The 311-nt window shown below is 83.3% G+C and carries 1 pseudogene; it reads right to left on the reverse strand.

Annotated features, from left to right (window positions below):
• A pseudogene (locus BI06_RS50915) lies at positions 1–311 on the reverse strand (hypothetical protein); the annotation flags it as partial.

The raw sequence follows: 311 nt of genomic DNA on the forward strand, positions 1-311 counted from the left end.
GAGGCCCGGCCGAGCGCCCTCGGGCAGCAGCATGGTGGCCGCCTCGGAACCGGCCCGCGGCTCGCCGGACAGCCCGGCGCCGTTGGTGCGCAGGCCGTCGGGCAGCAGGACGGTCGCCGCCTCGGCACCCGGGCCGGGCACGGGCGGACCGGCCGGCTCGTCGTGGCCGGGCGGCGGGGCGAGCATGGTCGGCGCGTCCCCGGCGGGGCGCTCGGAGACCGGCGGTGTGGTCAGCACGGCGGGCCCGGGCGTGTCGGCGCGCCCGAACCGGACCCCCGGGGCCGGCGGCACGGCGGGCGCCGGATCGAGCG

Origin of the sequence: Kitasatospora sp. MBT66 (assembly GCF_000710405.2) — a bacterium.
GTDB lineage: Bacteria > Actinomycetota > Actinomycetes > Streptomycetales > Streptomycetaceae > Kitasatospora > Kitasatospora purpeofusca.